This is a genomic window from Flavobacterium anhuiense (assembly GCF_004151235.1).
In the GTDB taxonomy this organism is placed as follows: domain Bacteria; phylum Bacteroidota; class Bacteroidia; order Flavobacteriales; family Flavobacteriaceae; genus Flavobacterium; species Flavobacterium anhuiense_A.
This window is the reverse complement of the sequence record NZ_JUIV01000013.1, coordinates 94,736-111,741: the sequence shown is the minus strand read 5'-3', so window position 1 is coordinate 111,741 and position 17,006 is coordinate 94,736. Positions and strand designations below refer to the sequence as shown.

At 32.9% G+C, this 17,006-nt stretch carries 19 protein-coding genes; 10 read left to right on the top strand and 9 right to left on the bottom strand.

Annotated elements, in window-relative coordinates; genetic code table 11:
- Positions 1–83 precede the first annotated feature (83 nt).
- Both NU08_RS15810 and NU08_RS15805 read left to right on the top strand, forming a co-directional pair.
- On the top strand, positions 84–554 hold the full coding sequence (locus tag NU08_RS15810; protein WP_129748090.1) for an SRPBCC family protein: 471 nt from the start codon (positions 84–86) through the stop codon (positions 552–554).
- A 101-nt stretch (positions 555–655) separates the two neighbouring features.
- On the top strand, positions 656–1,951 hold the full coding sequence (locus NU08_RS15805) for a cryptochrome/photolyase family protein (RefSeq protein ID WP_129748089.1): 1,296 nt from the start codon (positions 656–658) through the stop codon (positions 1,949–1,951).
- Positions 1,952–2,250: 299 nt separating this feature from the next.
- On the opposite strand, the gene NU08_RS15800 is transcribed toward NU08_RS15805, so the two are convergent.
- Both NU08_RS15800 and NU08_RS15795 read right to left on the bottom strand, forming a co-directional pair.
- A complete protein-coding gene (locus tag NU08_RS15800) occupies positions 2,251–3,555 on the bottom strand; it encodes an ABC1 kinase family protein (protein WP_129748088.1) in 1,305 nt (434 codons plus the stop codon).
- Positions 3,555–4,214, bottom strand: coding sequence for a TetR family transcriptional regulator C-terminal domain-containing protein (locus NU08_RS15795; protein ID WP_111363805.1), 660 nt, complete (start codon positions 4,212–4,214; stop codon positions 3,555–3,557). Before NU08_RS15795 ends, NU08_RS15800 begins: the two co-directional genes overlap by 1 nt.
- A 98-nt stretch (positions 4,215–4,312) precedes the next feature.
- Between NU08_RS15795 and NU08_RS15790 the strand changes: the two genes are divergently transcribed.
- Complete coding sequence (locus NU08_RS15790) at positions 4,313–5,224, top strand: TIGR01777 family oxidoreductase (RefSeq protein ID WP_129748087.1); 912 nt, start codon at positions 4,313–4,315, stop codon at positions 5,222–5,224.
- A gap of 3 nt (positions 5,225–5,227) precedes the next feature.
- Here NU08_RS15790 and NU08_RS15785 read toward each other — a convergent pair whose 3' ends face one another.
- The 4 genes from NU08_RS15785 to rmuC all read right to left on the bottom strand — a co-directional run bounded on the left by NU08_RS15785 (position 5,228) and on the right by rmuC (position 8,774).
- Complete coding sequence (locus NU08_RS15785) at positions 5,228–5,794, bottom strand: YceI family protein (RefSeq protein WP_129748086.1); 567 nt, start codon at positions 5,792–5,794, stop codon at positions 5,228–5,230.
- A 532-nt stretch (positions 5,795–6,326) separates the two neighbouring features.
- A complete protein-coding gene (locus NU08_RS15780) occupies positions 6,327–6,722 on the bottom strand; it encodes a VOC family protein (RefSeq protein ID WP_129748085.1) in 396 nt (131 codons plus the stop codon).
- Positions 6,723–6,764: 42 nt separating this feature from the next.
- On the bottom strand, positions 6,765–7,313 hold the full coding sequence (locus NU08_RS15775) for an acyl-CoA thioesterase (protein WP_129748084.1): 549 nt from the start codon (positions 7,311–7,313) through the stop codon (positions 6,765–6,767).
- 87 nt (positions 7,314–7,400) lie between these two features.
- Positions 7,401–8,774: a DNA recombination protein RmuC gene (gene rmuC / locus NU08_RS15770; RefSeq protein WP_129748083.1), complete on the bottom strand. Its 1,374-nt coding sequence runs from the start codon at positions 8,772–8,774 to the stop codon at positions 7,401–7,403.
- A gap of 186 nt (positions 8,775–8,960) precedes the next feature.
- Here rmuC and NU08_RS15765 point away from each other — a divergent pair, with 186 nt between their 5' ends.
- The 5 genes from NU08_RS15765 to NU08_RS15745 all read left to right on the top strand — a co-directional run bounded on the left by NU08_RS15765 (position 8,961) and on the right by NU08_RS15745 (position 13,143).
- Positions 8,961–9,839, top strand: coding sequence for a protease complex subunit PrcB family protein (locus NU08_RS15765; RefSeq protein WP_129748082.1), 879 nt, complete (start codon positions 8,961–8,963; stop codon positions 9,837–9,839).
- Between the two features lie 7 nt (positions 9,840–9,846).
- The gene (locus NU08_RS15760) at positions 9,847–10,245 is read left to right on the top strand and encodes a hypothetical protein (RefSeq protein ID WP_129748081.1); all 399 of its coding nucleotides are present in this window, start codon (positions 9,847–9,849) and stop codon (positions 10,243–10,245) included.
- An 87-nt stretch (positions 10,246–10,332) separates the two neighbouring features.
- Positions 10,333–10,848, top strand: coding sequence for an RNA polymerase sigma factor (locus NU08_RS15755; protein WP_262708816.1), 516 nt, complete (start codon positions 10,333–10,335; stop codon positions 10,846–10,848).
- The gene (locus tag NU08_RS15750; RefSeq protein ID WP_129748079.1) at positions 10,845–12,587 is read left to right on the top strand and encodes a hypothetical protein; all 1,743 of its coding nucleotides are present in this window, start codon (positions 10,845–10,847) and stop codon (positions 12,585–12,587) included. The genes NU08_RS15755 and NU08_RS15750 overlap by 4 nt, the downstream gene beginning before the upstream one ends.
- Before the next feature lie 46 nt (positions 12,588–12,633).
- Positions 12,634–13,143, top strand: coding sequence for a MepB family protein (locus tag NU08_RS15745; RefSeq protein ID WP_129748078.1), 510 nt, complete (start codon positions 12,634–12,636; stop codon positions 13,141–13,143).
- 156 nt (positions 13,144–13,299) lie between these two features.
- Here the strand turns inward: NU08_RS15745 and NU08_RS15740 are convergent, their stop codons facing one another.
- Entirely contained in the window at positions 13,300–14,052 is a 753-nt protein-coding gene (locus tag NU08_RS15740) for an SDR family NAD(P)-dependent oxidoreductase (RefSeq protein WP_129748077.1), read from the bottom strand.
- A gap of 156 nt (positions 14,053–14,208) precedes the next feature.
- Complete coding sequence (locus NU08_RS15735) at positions 14,209–14,583, bottom strand: hypothetical protein (protein WP_129748076.1); 375 nt, start codon at positions 14,581–14,583, stop codon at positions 14,209–14,211.
- Positions 14,584–14,983: 400 nt separating this feature from the next.
- Between NU08_RS15735 and NU08_RS15725 the strand changes: the two genes are divergently transcribed.
- A complete protein-coding gene (locus NU08_RS15725; protein WP_129748074.1) occupies positions 14,984–15,556 on the top strand; it encodes a pseudouridine synthase in 573 nt (190 codons plus the stop codon).
- Positions 15,557–15,631: 75 nt separating this feature from the next.
- Positions 15,632–16,087: a tRNA (cytidine(34)-2'-O)-methyltransferase gene (locus NU08_RS15720; protein ID WP_129748073.1), complete on the top strand. Its 456-nt coding sequence runs from the start codon at positions 15,632–15,634 to the stop codon at positions 16,085–16,087.
- A gap of 114 nt (positions 16,088–16,201) precedes the next feature.
- Here NU08_RS15720 and NU08_RS15715 read toward each other — a convergent pair whose 3' ends face one another.
- Complete coding sequence (locus NU08_RS15715; RefSeq protein ID WP_129748072.1) at positions 16,202–16,978, bottom strand: ABC transporter ATP-binding protein; 777 nt, start codon at positions 16,976–16,978, stop codon at positions 16,202–16,204.
- Between the last annotated feature and the right edge of the window lie 28 nt (positions 16,979–17,006).

The window sequence follows — 17,006 nt, the reverse complement described above, 5'->3', positions numbered from 1 at the left end:
TATGTCAGGCAGAAAAAGCCTGCCGCAAATAGAGCTTCAATTCAATCCCTAACGCTCACGTATTTCAAAAAAGATTTGAGATTATGAAATTATACAAGATAGCAACCGTACAACATATCAATGCAAGTATTGAAGATTGCTGGGATTTTTTCTCGAGTCCCAAAAACCTTCAAACCATTACGCTCGATAATATGAATTTCCAAATTCAAGATTACGATGGTAGACGCATGTATCAGGGACAGATTATCACGTACACCTTAAAACCTCTTTTCGGAATTAAAATGTCTTGGGTCACCGAAATTACCACTTGTCAAGAAAACGAGTATTTCGTAGACATTCAGAAATTTGGTCCTTATAGATTGTGGCATCATAAACATTTCTTTGAACCAACGCCAGATGGCGAAACCAAAATGACAGATATTGTTCATTATGCTCTACCTTTCGGAATCTTGGGAAGAATCATGAATAGATTGGTAGTAAAAAATAAATTGAAAAGTATTTTCGATTATAGATTTAATAAGATCGAAGAATTATTTAATTCTAAAAAAGCTTAAAAATTAAACACATAGCTATGTGTTAGAAACTAGTTTCTTTCTAAACTCTTAAAAGAAAAACAAAATCTATGTTTCTATGTGTTTAAAAATCTCATACAATAATGACAAAACAAAAAGTTACTTTATTCTGGTTTAGACGCGATTTACGTTTAGAAGACAACACGGGATTATTTCATGCTTTGCAATCAGATTTTCCTGTTGTTCCATTATTCATTTTTGACGATGACATTTTAGAACATCTTACAAAAAATGATGCTAGAGTAACTTTCATTTATGATTCGCTTGAAAAGATAAACTCAGAATTAAAAAAACTTGATTCTTCAATCTTAATTAAAAAAGGAAAAACAAAAGACGTTTGGAAATCACTTATCGAAAAATTTGATGTTCAATCGGTTTTCTTTAACAAAGATTACGAACCTTTTGCCGTTAAACGCGACACAGCGATAACTGCTTTATTAAAAGAAAACAACATTGAAACTTTCTTTTATAAAGATCATGTTATTTTTGAGGAAAAAGAAATCACAAAAGCAGATGGAAATCCATATACGGTTTACACTCCATATAAGAATAAATGGCTAGAGAAATACCATTTTTTAGGCTCTGCTACGGAATGTGACTCAGTTCCGTTTCAAAGCAATTTCGCGAAAAATAAATTTACTTTTCCTGATTTAGCCGAAATTGGTTTTGAAAGAAGCGATATAAAAGTCAAGCCGCACAACTTAACACAAATTGCCCAGTATAAAGAAACAAGAGATTTTCCCGCTTTAGACAGCACTTCTTATCTTTCGCCACATTTGCGATTCGGAACTGTGAGTATTCGTAAATTGGTAAATTGGGCAAACCGAAAAAATCAGACTTTTTTAAGCGAATTAATCTGGAGAGAATTCTTTATTCAGATTTTGTTTAGCTTTCCGAATTGTGTCAATCATAATTTCAAGTCGAATTACGACGGCATTCAATGGCGAAATAACGAAGAGGACTTTAAACGCTGGTGTTCTGGAACAACAGGATATCCGATGGTCGATGCTGGAATGCGTCAGTTAAACGAAACTGGCTATATGCATAATCGCGTTCGAATGGTTGTAGCGAGTTTTTTATGCAAACATTTGCTTATCGATTGGCGATGGGGCGAAGCTTATTTCGCCGAAAAACTTTTAGATTTTGAACTGGCTTCAAACGTAGGAAACTGGCAATGGGCAGCAGGAACAGGTTGCGATGCCGCGCCTTATTTCAGAGTTTTTAATCCCGAAATCCAACAGCAGAAATTTGACCCAAAAGGAGAATACATCCGTAAATGGATTCCTGAATTTGATTTAGGCTATAATGAACCAATGGTTGATCATGCTTTTGCAAGAGATCGTGCGATTGCTACTTACAAGGCTGGGATTTTGAAATAGTTTTTTTTTGTTTCAGGTTTAAAGTTTCAAGTTTTTTCTTGACGCTTAAATTTTGTTTCTCGCAGATTTTGCAGATCTAGCAGATTTATTCTCATTTTTGTCATCCTGACGAAGGAAGGATCACACTAGAAACTCCACACAGAATGTAGCCGACCTTTGTCGATTTGCAAATTTGATCCTTCCTTCGTCAGGATGACAAACTAAACTAAAAAAACCTTTGTCAAAGCTTGAAACTTTAACAAAGGCCTATGCATATAAAATTGGAATTTGGAATTTAAAAAATTGGAATTTCTAAACTTCTAGTATTTCAAATAATTATCAACCACAATCTTCGCTTTCAAATCAAACATTAAATTATATAAGCCAAAGAAAGTACGGTTCATATAAATAAAGTGCTTAGACCCACGGTTTCCGTTCATCTTTCTAAGATTAGTGTCGGTTGAAAAACGTTTTCCTAATACTGCTATGTCATTAAAAAATTTCTCGTCTGAGAAATCAAAGGAATCATTCTGAAAGGGTTTCGTAAACAGAGACAGCAAATCAAAAAACATATTGGTAAAATATTCTATTTCTGAAGCTGAATCATCTGCTCTTAGAACTTCTAATTCGAATAATTTTTGATTAAAAAGATTTGGATCTGAGAGTATGTTTTTATTGATTAATTCAAAATACGGAATGTAGAAATCATCTGGAATCTGTTTCATACAACCGAAATCCAAAGCAATTAATTGGTTTTTATCATCTACCAAAAAATTTCCCGGATGCGGATCTGCATGCACTTTTCGCAAAACATGCACTTGATACATGTAAAAATCCCAAAGTGCTTGACCTAATTTGTCGCCCACTTCTTGATCTTTATTTACAGCTGTAAATTCAGAAAGATGAATTCCCGTCATCCAATCCATTGTAATGATTTTCTCTGACGAAAACTCTGGATAGTAATTCGGGAAACTGATATTTTCTATTTTACTGCACGCCTCTACAACTTCTTGACTTTGTTTTAATTCCAGTAAATAGTTTGTTTCTTCAATTAGTTTGTCTTCAACTTCTTTGAAATATTTATCAGAATCTTTTCCTTGCAGATTAAACATTCTAATCGCAATAGGTTTTACCAAAGCCAAATCTGACGAAATACTATTGGCAACTCCTGGATATTGAATTTTAACAGCCAGTTTTTTATCGCCTTTCTTTGCCAAATGTACCTGACCAATACTTGCCGCATTTACAGAATTTGGATTGAATTCGTCAAAAATCTCATATGGCGTTTTTCCAAAATTGCTTTTGAAAGTTTTTAAAACTAGCGGAGCAGAAAGCGGAGGAACTGAAAACTGAGATAAAGAAAACTTTTCTACATAAGCTTGCGGGAGAAAGTTTTTGTCCATGCTTAGCATTTGAGCTACTTTTAGTGCACTTCCTTTTAAGCTTTTTAGTCCGTCATAAATATCTTCGGCATTATTCTCGTTTAGTTTATCACGGGTCAGATCTGGGTTTACTATTTTCTCGGCATAATGTTTCACATAGTTTACACCGATTTTAGCACCTGTCTGAACCAATTTTCCTGCTCTTTCTATTTTTGAGGTCGGAATATAATCGATTGTTTTCATTATCTGCTGTATACTTTTTCTTTGAACAAAAATTTTCCGAAATCTATCAGATGATTCATTGGTGCTACATTCATTAATTCAAATGATGCATTAACTGATTTTTCAATGAAAATATCGGTTTTCTCAAAAGCAGGAGATTCATCTTCCATCCAGAATTTAATTGTCAACATTAATTGCAACCAAGAAGATTCCTGAATGGCTTTTTCCTGAAACTTTTGAAACTTTTCCTGTTCTAGTCTGTAATCGTCTGTCAGGATTTCAGAAACATATTCTTTAAAACTATTTCGAAGTGTGGTTAGCTGTACTAAATTTTTAAGCGGATTTCTGTCAATCTTAAGCGATTGCAAGACATAGCTTCTATTGGCAGTAAGTATTTCGAAAAAAGTAAAATAAAAACTCAGCATTTTGTTTTTCATATCATATCCTTGATATTCTTCGTTCTTATGAAGAAGATTGACTGTATTTTCAAAAAACAGTCGGAATATTTCTTTTTCTAAACCTTCTAATGTTCCAAAAAAAGCATAAAACTCAGCTTCTGTAAAATCATTTTCCTTTGCAAAATGATAAACCGATTTAGGCTTTTGTCCTTTTTCTAAAACTTCATTCATGTATTTTGAGACTATATCATCCTTTGTGATTGTCTTTTTTTTAGTCGCCATTTCATTATAATTTAGAATTCGCCCTAAAGATAAGGATTGTTTAAGTACCTTTACTAATCCTTAAACAAGTTAGACTGTTAAATATATTATAAACTATTATGGCTCAAAATGTTCTATTAACAGGCGGAAGTGGTTTCATTGGAAAACATTTAACAGATGTTCTCATCGAAGCAGGCTTTTCTGTGTCTGTTTTGAGCCGTTCTGATAGAGAAAATACTCCAAGAGTTACGTATTACAAATGGGATATTAAGAAAAACTATATTGACAAAAATGCGGTTCTAAATGCTGATTACATTATTCATCTCGCTGGTGAAGGCATTGTCGAAAAAAGATGGACCAAAAGACGTAAAAGAGCCATTATTGAAAGCCGCGTTAGACCTGTCGAAATGATCTATTCTGTTTTAGAGAAAAACAATAAAAAACTGGAAGCATTTGTTTCTGCTTCGGGTATTGGAATTTATGGCGCTATTACGAGTCATAAAATTTGCACTGAAAACACACCACCTGCCGATGATTTTCTAGGCATAACCTGCCAGAAATGGGAAAATGCTGCAGATAAAATCGGTTCTTTAAATATTCGAACCGTTAAAATTAGAACTGGCATCGTTTTAGGTAAAAACGAAGGTTTTCTAAAAAAAATGACTCCCACATTTAAATCAGGTTTTGGAGCTGTTTTAGGTTCTGGCAAGCAATATCTGCCTTGGATTCATATTGAAGATTTATGTCAGATTTATTTAAAAAGCATTGAAGACACCAAACTAGAAGGCGCATACAATGCTTGTATAACAGATAATACAACAAATGCTCGATTTTCTAAAACACTTGCCAAACTATATGAGTATACTATATGGTTGCCCAAAGTTCCTCCTTTTGTATTAAAGATTATGCTTGGACAAATGAGCGTCGCCGTATTAACCGGACAGCGGGTTTCGTCAGAGAAAATTCAGAAAACTGGTTTTGAATTTCAATTTACTGATTTAGAAAAGACGCTTATTAATTGTATAAAGTAAGTCTTATTTCAAAGTCAGCATTGTTTCATCACTGCGAATTATTCCAGTCAGTTCTGTATTTGCTGTTTTGGCAATTTTGGAAGCTATAGGAGTTGGAATATGAATATTAAAATCGGAAACCTCAATCGGAAAATCCGAAACTATCCGAATTCCTTCTGGAACTCTTTTAATCAAAGCATTTACGATAATCTCTTTTGATTTTCCGCGTAAATTCAGTTTCCCTTTTATCTGATATTGTTTTTCAATCTCATTAATATCTTTCAAATCAAATTTTTCTATTTTTCCTTTAAAAACTGCTTTTGGATAGCGATTGCTTTCCATATAATTTTCATTGAAATGCTCTTGCATCAAATTCAATTTAAAGCGAAAATCTTTAACGATAACAGTACATATAAGAGTACTTGTTTTTGGTTCTAACAGTATGGCAACTTGTCTATTTACTGCTCTAATTTCTTCAAACATTGGAACAGAAGCTTCAAAATTTATTGTTCCTGTATTAGTAAAAAATTTGTCTTGGGCAATGACAGAAAAGGCGGTAAAAAATAAAAATAGTAAGGTAGTTGTTTTCATAATCGTCTACATTTAAACAATTATGTCATTCAATTTGTTCTGACTAAGAGAAAATAAAAAATCAGATCCTAATAATCTGAAAAATCGAACGGCAATACTCAGTGAAAAAATTCCGTAACCCAATAATTACACTTAAAGTTACGAAATTTCCCCATTAAAAGTTCTGAGAGCAATGCTAAAAATTTGTGAATTTTTACCTCATTAAAGGGATTGTGGAAAAAGTCCTTACGGGACAAAATATCGGTGTGTGTAATTTTTTTTCTACCGATATGTAATCTCTACGAGATATTTCTCCACAATATCATTTTCAAAATATTGGCTTGTGTAATTCTTTTTCCACCGATATGTAATCTCTCCGAGATATTTCTTCACAATATCATTTTCAAAATATTCCATTAGGAATTACATATTGGTAGATTTTTTTTACCATTTTCAAATATTCCGCTAGGAAGTATATATCAGTAGAAAAAAATATTGGTTCACCCACATTTTGTCCCGTAGGGACTTTACCGTAATTTTTGACAACGAATTTCTATGCTTTAACCTCTGTACAAATCTCAATCAAAAAACCATTTAAGTCTCTTGCATAAGCCACAATCTGTCCCCAAGGTTTTTCTACAGGTTCAGAAACGATAACAGCGCCAAAAGAAGTTGCTTTTTGTAAAACTTCAGGAACATTATCTGTAATAAAACCAATTTCTATGGCAAAAGGTTTGTCTTCTAAACTGCTTTCGATAAAACCATCAGGTAAACTTTTTGAGGCTAATTTCTTCGAAGCAAAAGAAAGTGTTGTTTCTCCTGTAATCAATTCGCCATAATCTCCTTCTGGCGTGACAAATTTTCTCGAAAACCCAAAAGCATTTTCATAAAACACGATAGATTCTTCGACATTTTCAACGTATAAAATTGTATATCCAAACTTGACCATAATTTCTAATATTTAATGTGTATCTACTAAATATAAGAAAATTTAGCTAATTTCTAAAAGGACATTATATTTTTCTAAACTCGCCAAATCTTCAATAGAATTTATATTGGCCAATTTTTCGTGCTCTTCTACTTCTTTTCTAACTTCAATATGTTTTATTGCTTTTCTAAAACGACGCACTTCCTCTAAGTTTGACAAGATTAATCCTGGAACCTGAACACTTTTACCTTCTTTATCTTTGGCAACCATTGTAAAATAAGACGAATTGCAATGTTTGACAACTCCTGTCTGAATATTTTCTGCTTCTACGCGAATGCCGACAATCATAGAGCTTCTTCCAACATAATTTACAGAGGCCTTCATGGTTACTAATTCTCCAACTTCAATTGGTTTCAGAAAGTTTACCGTATCTACAGAAGCTGTTACGCAATAATTTCCGCTGAATTTTGATGCCGATGCAAAAGCAATCTGATCTAGTAATTGTAAAATATATCCCCCGTGAATTTTTCCGCTAAAGTTAGTATGCGATGGTAGCATTAATTCTGATATACTAACTTTTGATGAAGAAACTGGTTTAAAATCTGTACTCATGTTTTTGTTTTTGGAATGTTTTGATTAGTTGTATTCTATATTTGGTTGGTATTTTTTCTTGCGTCTTTTCTCTTTTTACTTTCTCTTCTAATTCAATAATTCATTTTCATCTGAACTCGCTGCTCTTGCAATAATATTATCTGGAAGTGACTTCTTTGCCTTCGCTCCCATTTTTTTCAGTCTTTCTACACTCGAAATCAGATTTCCTTTGCCGTCAACCAATTTATTCATTGCTCTTTCGTATTCTGTTTTGGTATCTTTTATTTTATTTCCAATTCGAACTAAATCGGTTACAAAACCTTCAAATTTGTCATACAAAGCTCCTGCTTGTCTTGCAATCTCTAAGGCATTTTCCTGCTGTTTCTGATTGGTCCACATACTGTCAATCGTTCTTAACGTTGCCAAAAGCGTACTTGGCGTTACAATAACAATGTTTCGGTCAAAAGCTTTGGTGTATAATGTAGGATCTTCGTTTAATGCAATGGCAAAAGCAGGCTCCATCGGAATAAAAAGCAGAACAAAATCTGGACTTTCCATTTGGTACAAATCATGATAATTTTTACTGCCCAACTGCTCAACATGTCTTTTAATAGAAATAACGTGTTCTTTAAGAAATTCTATTTTTAACAGTTCTGATTCTTCGTTTACCCATTTTTCATAAGCGGCAAGCGAAACTTTAGAATCAACAATCATTTTTTTACCATCTGGAAGATTGATTACCACGTCTGGAAAAACGCGATTGCCTTCACTATTGGTAAAACTCTGCTGCACTTCATATTCTCTTCCTTTTTCTAATCCCGATTTTTCTAGAACACGTTCCAAAACCAATTCTCCCCAATTTCCTTGCATTTTGCTGTCGCCTTTTAATGCTTTCGTAAGATTTAAGGTTTCTTTGCTCATTTGCGCATTCATTTCGCTCAAGCCAATAATCTGCTGGCGAAGCGCTGCATGATAATCAATACTTTCTTTATGTGTTTGCTCTACTTTCTGTTCAAAAACCTGAATTTTGTCCTGCAAAGGCGTCAGGATATTTTTCATGTTTACAGTATTTTGCTCGGTAAACTTTGCCGATTTTTCTTCTAAGATTTTATTGGCTAGGTTTTCAAATTCTTTGGTAAATTTTTCCTGAAGCTCATTAATTTCGCTTTTTTGTTCTTTATGGCGTTCCCATAAATTTTCAAAATCTACTTCTTTTTTAGAAAGCTGAATTGCTAAACTGTCTTTTTCTGTACGAATATTTTCTTTTTCAGAAATATTAAACTGCAATTGTTTCTGAAAGTTATTTTTTTCGCTTTCAAACTGCTCTTTCAACATCTGCAATTGACTATTTAATGCATTTAATCTTTCCTCAGAAATAGCTCTTTCTGATTGAAATTTGGATAACGAAAGCATTCTTCCTATGTATATTCCTATAGAAAGCGCAACAACAAAACCCAATAAAAATGGTAAAAAATCAGTCATAACTAAGGTAATTTAACGTAAAAGTACTCAATAATGCGTAGTGCTTAATTTTTAAAATAGAAATTTCACTAATTCATATTCAATTCAAACTAAATCAACATTTATTTTTTTTCAAAAAAAAACAAACCTCAACGCAACCTTTTTTACAAAGCACTATCTACAAGATATAAACCTATTAAAATAATTATGAAAAAATTAATACTTGGCTTATTTGTAGCCTTTGGATTCAGTGCTTGTTCGCTTAGTGACGGAAATAATAATTATGTAGATTGTGGAGCTAATACAACTGTAAATTTTACTGGTTTTCCTTTCTTGTGTAATTATAGTGTAAAATCTCAACCAAATAATGCTGCAGCAGTTATTATTCCATCTCAAGAAAAAATGGATCAGTATTTTACAAAACATGCAAACAGTTGTCAAGTTGCAAGTGATCCAAATATTGATTTTACAAAAGAATATTTAGTTGGGATTTTTGCTGGCGCCAAACCTACAAGCGGCTATGACATCGTAATTAGCTCCATAGTAGAAAATAATTGTGAAATCGTTGTTAATTACTACGAAAAAGCCCCTGCTGTGGGTGAAGACGTAACGCAAACTCCTACTTATCCTTCTGATTTTGTTTTGATCCCGAAAACAACAAAAGGAATGATTTTCAATAAAACAACAGAAGTCGCTGACAATATAATTATTGGAAGTTTCCATAATGAATGTACAGGTGCAGACTGCCAAAAATTTTATCAGCTTAACGAGTATAACATTTTAAAATTCTTAAACGTTGGAGCTGGTAAATACGATTTCGGACAATACAAATATACTCCGACAATTAAAAGAGGCGAATATAGTTTATTATTAAAAAGTGTTCCTTCAGAAATTTTAGCTATAAAAGGACAAACTAAAACTTATGGTTCTCCAGATTCTGCGAATCAAGGCGGAATTTATTTTGAGCTTCGTCAAGGAGCAAGCGTTACCAGAATTTATATTGATAATAACGATACTTCAGATCAAAGTTCAGAAATAAAACTTTTCAAAAAAGCAATTCAGGAAAAAATTACAAGCTTAAAATAATTCTATCATGAAGAAACTCTTTTTTTCTTTTATTATCTGTTTTTTATTTTCATCAATGATTCCTATAAATGATTCAAAAAAAACCGCAAAATCAATTATAAATACTTGGATTTGGAAAAAATCTATTGGAGGTTCTAATAACCCTTACATAGCAACACCAAAAACAATTGGATTTAATAAGAAAATTGTCTTTACTGAAAAAGGAAGAATTATTACTTATAAAAATAATATAGAGATTAGAAACAGTGCCTATCAGATAGAAAAAGGAAAGAGTTATTTTGACCATTCAGAATGTGACTTAATTACGTTTGAAGGCAAAACTTACATAATAGAAAACCTTGACAATCAAAACCTAACCATTGTAAGCAACAGTCAAGATGGTACTCAAGCTATTTTTAAAAGATAGTTTTGTACGCTATTTAAAACTATTTTTGCAAAATCAAATTTGAACCATTTCTTGAAAGACGAGTTAGAAAAATATATCAAACTGTGCATGAAAAATGACAGAGAGGGACAACTGAAAATTTATCAGTTGTTCTCTCCTGTTTTATATGGTATATGTTTGAAATATATGAAGAACGAAGATGACGCGAAAGATGTTTTTCAGGAAGCATTTGTAATTGCCTTTCAGAAAATAAGCCAATATAAATTTGAAGGAAGTTTTGAGGGCTGGCTGAAACGTATTTTTATAAACAAACTCATCGAAACTTTAAACAAAAAGAAAAAAGAGAGTTTCTTTTTAGATGTTTTTGATCCCGATACCGATTTTATAGAAGAAGAGGAACTGGAAGCAATTCCGATAGAACAGGAAAAACTGCTGGAATACATTCGAGATTTACCAGATCAATACCGGACAGTTTTTAACCTCTATGTATTCGAAAAAATGAAACACAAAGAAATAGCCGAACTATTAAAAATCTCCGAAGGAACATCAAAATCAAATTTAAATCGCGCTAAACACATATTACAAAAGCGAATTTTGAGCATAAAAAATTTTAAGATAGCATGAAGAAGCACAAAATAGAAGATATTTTTTCATCAATGGAAGACTTTTCGAGTGTTCCGCCTCCAGAATTATGGAGTCAGATTGAAAAAAAATTAGACAAACCTAAAAAGAAGAAGAGAGTTATTCTTTGGTGGTCGGCTGCTGCATGCTTATTATTAGGGTTGCTTCTGCCTTCAATTTTACATTTTACTGATTCGTCTAAAAACAATAACCTCAACGATGGCAATTTAGAAAACGGCAGAAATAGTATTGTTCTTGACAAAAACACAAACGATAATTCTAACGACAGAAATTTAGTCCGAACTAAAAATACTGACAAAAAAATAGATTCTTTAAATGGAAATGATACGAAGAATCAATTCAATAATGAATCAGGAATTCAAGTTCAAGAGACTTCTGTAGCAGAAACAAACTCTAAGAACAAAAGCAGTAAAAAAGATTCGAAATCTAATGTAGTGGTTCCAGCAAATGCTCCGAACGAATCTGTTGCATATCAAAATTCAGGTTCATCAGAAGAAAAATCGACTGCAAAATCTTCTAAAAAATCTAACACAGCGGTTCCAGCAAATGCTCCGAACCAATCTATTGCATATCAAAATTTTGGCTCTTCAGAAAACAAGTCGATTCTAAAATCTTCCAAAAAATCTATTTTAGAAAATAATACAAAATCTTCTAATAAAGGAATTTCTGAAGAACGAATTGCATTTGGAAAACAAAGCAAATTTAATTCGACAGTAAAAAAACAGCTTTCAAATTCTATTTTTGAAGAACAGTTTTCTGCGAAAAACAATAAAAGTTTAGCACTCAATAATCATAGTTCTTCCGCAAATACTAACTCTTTAACAAACAGCAATGCATATAATTCGAACAAAAATGCATTAAGTATAAATGAGACTAAACGAACTGACAAAGCGGTGATCATAAAAGACGATGTGAAGATTGCTAATAGTTTGAGCAAAACAGACTCTATACAATTGGCTGAGCTTCAAAATTTAGAAAAAAGGATTTTAGCTCCAGAAAAGAAAAAAGAAGAAAAAGAGAAAAAAGACAATCTTATCAATAAAAAGGAAAGATGGGCAGTTGCCGTTTTTGCAGGCATAGCAAGTTCTGAAAATACCAAAAACGATAAAACATTAGGGAACGTAAACGATTCTAAACAATCTAATTCTTATGGCGTAAAAACTAAATATAGTATTAACAATAAATGGGCTGTAGGTTCTGGATTAAAAATCAGCGAATTAGGACAAAGTGTTGCCAATGTATCTTATGTGAGTGCTAAAAACAATGCTTTTTTTACTCCTGACAGCTATCCTGTTGCATCAGCTAACTCACCTACTCAAGATTACCTTCTAATTTCTAATAGCACAAAAGAAGCTTTGAAAAATGAAAATGTTCAAACTGGAAAATTAGATCAAAATTTAAGATATGTAGAAATGCCACTAGAAGTTTCTTACTCTGTTTTTAATCAAAATAAAGCGAGCATTAACGTAAACACTGGAGGTTTTGTAGGTAAATTGATTTCAAACAATGTAGTTTTAGACGGGCATACTATTGGGGAAAATGTCAATGCGAATAATTATGTTTATGGTTCTACTTTGAGCAGTACCGTTCAATATCGCGTGTACAAAAAGACCAATGTTTTTGTTGAGCCTGCGGTAAATTATTACATCAATCCACTAAACAGCCAGTCTTTCAACCAGTTCCAATGGGGATTAAATTTTGGGCTAAATGTCAATTTCTAAAGCAAATTTGTAGTAATTTTCAGGCTATATTTAGAATAGATTTTTTATGGATTTTACAATTGATTCGCTTGATTTATTATTGAGCAAGAAAGTTATTTTTGACAAAGCTGGTTTGCAAATGACCACTTTTCAAAAAGAAAGCGAAAGTGAGGAATACAGTGCATTTCGTTTTCAGTTAAACAATAACAACATTTGCTATAGAGAGGCTAAAATTACCCCAACCAAGATAGGACAATTTGTGACTTTATGGAAACGAAATCAATCGGGAATAATTGAGCCTTTTGATTATTCCGATACTATTGATTTTGTAATTGTAACTGTTCGAAAAGATCAAAATTGGGGACAGTTTATTTTTCCGAAAAAAACATTATTAGAAAAAGGCATTTTTTCTACCCAAAACAAAGAAGGTATCAGAGCCACAAGAGTTTATCCTCCGTGGGATGAAACTACAAGCAAACAGGCACAGAAAACGCAGAAATGGCAATTGAATTATTTTTTCAACTTTTCAGATCAAAGCAAAATTGATTTAGTGGAATTGAAAAATATATTTGCGTAAAAAAGAAAGTCACACATCGGCCAGTTTTCTATTCTATAATTGATTTTATTTTTAATAACATTATTTTTAAAAATCATTTTTCATCTACAAAAAAAGCAGTAAGCTTTCCCTTACTGCCTTTTACTAATTCAAAATAATATTCTCTAATAAAAAATATTAAACTGCGGTATAACCTCCATCAGCAATAATATAACTTCCTGTTGTGAATGATGATTTATCAGAATTTAGAAAAACTACCAGTTCGGCAACTTCTTCTGCGGTTCCTAAACGGTTCATTGCAGATTTTGCTGCAATAGCCTGCATCATATCTTTATTAAGATTATCTTTTAAAAGTGCTGTTTCAATATAACCTGGTCCAACAGCATTGCATCGAATGTTTTTCTGTGCATATTCTACTGCAATATTTTTTGTCAAACCAACCACACCATGTTTACTCGCTGTATATGCAACACTATTTGGCGCAGCAACTTGTCCATGAATTGAAGCAATATTTACAATGCTTCCTCCGCCATTTTTCTCCATTTGCTCCAATTGATAACGGCAAGCATAAAAAACACCGCTTAAATTTAATGCAATAACCTTATCCCAAGCTTCTGGCTCGTATTCTCCAGTTGGTTTTGCTGGCCCTCCCATTCCCGCATTGTTGCAGGCAATGTCCAATCGGCCATATTTTGAAACCGTCACCTCAACCATATGTTTATTGTCAGCAGCACTCGAAGAGTCTCCTTTTATAAAAAAGGCTTCTCCGCCCTTTTCCTTTATCATTTTTACGGTTTCTTGACCGTGTTCTACATTTATATCAGCTACAACTACTTTTGCTCCTTCTCGAGCGTAGGCTTCTGCCACTGCGCGTCCGATTCCTGAACCGCCGCCAGATACAAAAGCTACTTTATTTTCTAAAAGTGCCATTTTTATATATGTTTTTAAATTGATACCTCTAATTTACGAAGATATCAACCGATACAAAAGCTTTGAAATGAGTTTACAATAACATTAACGCCAACCGCTAATGTTATGTTATTTGACATTTAATTGACCAAATTTTATTTAAAATTTCGTATTGTATCATTCTTCCTCGTCCAATTTCATATTTCCGCGATCTTTATGATTATCTGGATGTGAATTTGGATATCGATTTGGAGTTATATCAGAATTACGGTCTTTGTTCTCAACTGTCTTATTTGCCTCTTCTTCCGTTTCAACTCCACGGTTCGCATTTGGGTTATCTGGATTTGTTTTACGAAGCTTTTGGTTAATGTCTTCATTCTCATTTCGCGCTCGCTCCACTATTTTTTTATCCCCATCTGCATCAGTTACCAATTCTTTATTCAATTTGGCATTTTTTAGTTCTTTATCGTGCGAAACGTTTTTTCCTTTAGATTCGTCAATATTTTTCTGCGTTCCGTTTATTTTTTTTGTTCCTAAATTATTCGTTTCCATGGCATTATTATTTTTATATTCAACTTTATAATATTACGAATTCTAAGCGCGAAAAATTTATGATTTCATATTGCTTTTCTTTTATAATTGCCATCCGCTTTTTTATTTATTACCTTTATACAAAGCAACTTAACAACCGTAATTATTATGAATTTCTTTAAAATCAAAACCAGCTGGTCCAATTCTGAATTTATCTTAATCAAGCTTTGCATGGCTTCTGCATACATTTTGGTCGGAAGTTATTTTCATCAATTTTTCGAAAACTATTACCCCATTTTAATTTCCATTTTTACAGTTACTGTAACTTGGTTTGTCTACCAATGGTTTAAAAAAATGAAATCACAAAAGCTGTAATTGGTTTTAATTTTAGGAAAGGAACTATCTTTGCAAAAAATTAAAAATGCACCGACACTTCATTCTTTTTAAACCTTACGGCTATTTGAGCCAATTTATTTATGAATTAAAAAGAAAGAAAAAGCTTTTGGGCGAATTGCACGATTTCCCAAAAGGAACAATGGCAATTGGAAGACTGGACGAAGATTCTGAAGGTTTGCTTCTTTTGACTACCGATGGAAATATGAGCGAACTCGTTCGAAGTAAAAAGGTTGAAAAAGAATATTATGTTCAGGTTGATGGATTAATTACACCGGAAGCAATTGAACAATTACAAAATGGTGTAGAAATTGGACTTGACGGCGGAAAATACAAAACGAAACGCTGCAAAGCATCTATCGTTACCGAAATTCCCGATTTTGGAGCGAGAGCGAAAAAAATAAGAGATGAGCGTCATGGTCCAACTTCTTGGGCATCCATCACGGTAAGGGAAGGAAAATTTCGTCAAGTTAGGAAAATGACTGCCGCAGTTGGTTTTCCGACGTTACGTTTAGTTCGCGTTAGAATAGGAAATGTATATTTGCAAAACCTGAAAGCAGGTGAAGTTTTAGAAGTTTCCGATTTTCAATTAGATAATTAGTTAATTAGAAAATGTGTCAATTAGATAATTTCCAGAAACTCATAACCTATAACTTATAATTCATAACTCAAAAAGATGTTAAACGTTGTTCTTGTAGAACCAGAAATACCAAATAATACCGGAAATATTGGCAGATTGTGTGTAGGCACAGAAAGCCGTCTTCATTTAATTCATCCTTTTGGATTTGTTATCAATGACAAAAACCTGAAACGTTCGGGATTAGATTATTGGGTTCATCTTGATGTAACAGAATATCAAAATGTAGACGAATGGATTGCTCAGATTCCAGATCATTCTCGTGTATTTTTAATGAGTTCGCATTCTGAAAAATCGTATTTAGAAAATGAATTTCAAGATGGGGACTGGCTAGTTTTCGGAAAAGAAAGTGTTGGATTGAGCGCAGCATTTATGTCTAGATTCGAAAATCATTTGACGATTCCGATGTCACCGCTTATTCGCAGTTTTAATATTGCTAATTCGGTTGCTTTCGTAGTTGGTGAAGCGAAGAGACAAATTGGTTTGAAGAAATAATTATTCCATCTCCTGCAAGGTTTTCAAAACCTTGTAGGCCTTTTTTTTTAATTGCCAACTTATAAATTTTTATACCTACAAGGTTTTGAAAAACTTGCAGGAAAACCGAGAATTTTAACTCACAATAAACTTCCCTTTTTCAGCATCAAAAATAATATGTTCGTCTTTGAACAAATTGCTGAAACTTCCATTCGAAATTAAATTACATGGCTGATCTTGCACTATACTTTCTGGCGTCATCATAATCATTTCGTCACTTAACTGAATGGCCAAATCGATATCGTGTGTGGAAAACAAAATGCTTTTTTGAGTTTCTTGTGTCAGTTTTTTCAATAATTTAAACAAAGAAACTTTATGTAATAAATCAAGATGCGTTGTTGGTTCGTCTAAAATGATTAACGGCGTATCTTGTGCCAAAGCTCTTGCAATTAAAACTTTCTGCAATTGTCCGTCGCTAATCTGAAAATGTTTTTTTGAAGCTAAATGTTCGATTTGCGTCAAACTCATTGCTTCCTGAACTTTTAGAATATCTTCGGCGGACAATTTATCAACCCAATTGGTATACGGCTGACGGCCTAAAGCGACTAATTCAAAAACAGAAAGATTACTTGGCGGCAGTTTTTCGGTTAAAACCAAACTGAGATTTTGCGCCAATTCTAAAGGCTGATAGTCTGAAATATTTCTTTCGTTCAAATAAACATTTCCTGATAAAGGTTTCTGAATACCTGTAAGCGTTCGTAATAAGGTAGATTTTCCAATTCCGTTTGCCCCTATTAAAGTAATTAATTTTCCAGCTTCAAGATTAAGATTAAGATTCTCAGCAATAGCCGTAACGCCTTTCTTGGATTTGTATCCAATACTTAAGTTTGAGGTTGATAGAATGTTTTTCATTTTTTGAGATTCTAAGTTACTAAGATGC